This window comes from Pseudomonas sp. CAN1, from assembly GCF_030462585.1.
Taxonomy (GTDB): domain Bacteria; phylum Pseudomonadota; class Gammaproteobacteria; order Pseudomonadales; family Pseudomonadaceae; genus Pseudomonas.
This window is the reverse complement of sequence record NZ_JASMRU010000098.1, coordinates 1-734: the sequence shown is the minus strand read 5'-3', so window position 1 is coordinate 734 and position 734 is coordinate 1. Positions and strand designations below refer to the sequence as shown.

The following is a 734-nucleotide window of genomic DNA, read 5'->3' as shown; positions in this document are numbered from 1 at the left end:
CGATGATCGGTGCCACCGGCCCGAAGGTTTCCTCTTCGAGGATACGCATGCCGGGCGCGACGTCGCGCAGTACGGTCGGCTGGTAATAAAGGCCGCCCAGCGCCTGGCCACCGACCACCACGCTCGCACCACGGCTGAGCGCGTCTGCAATGTGCTCGCTGACCTTGCGCAACCCCTGCTCATCCACCAGCGGGCCGATCTGCGTGGCGCTGTCGGCGGGGTCGCCCACGCGCAGTTCCTGCACGCGCGCAGCCAGCGTCTCCAGCAGTTGCGCGCTGATGGAACGGTGCACATAGATGCGGTTGGTGCACACGCAGGTCTGCCCGGCGTTGCGGAATTTGCAGGCCATGATGTCGTCCACCGCGCGGCGGATATCGGCGTCGGCGAAGACAATGAACGGCGCGTGGCCGCCCAGCTCCAGGGACACCCGCTTCATGGTCTCGGCGGACTGGCGATAGAGCAGCACGCCTACCTCGGTGCTGCCGGTAAAGGTCAGCTTGCGCACGCGGCGATCCTTGAAATACACCGCCGAAACAGTCGCCGCCTGGTTGGAAGTGATGACCTGGAAGGTGCCTTCCGGGCCGCCGACTTCGCGCCAGTACTTTTCCAGCAGGATGGCGGTGATCGGCGACTGCTCGGCCGGCTTGACGATCACCGTGCAGCCGGCTGCCAGGGCCGGCGCCACCTTGCGGGTGATCATCGCCGCCGGGAAGTTCCACGGCGTGACCGCGAAC

The 734-nt window shown here is 66.8% G+C and carries 1 protein-coding gene; it reads right to left on the bottom strand.

All coding sequences use genetic code 11. The features are described from left to right. The coding region (locus QO207_RS31490) for an aldehyde dehydrogenase family protein (protein ID WP_301536139.1) at positions 1 to 734 on the bottom strand (734 nt) is incomplete at both ends.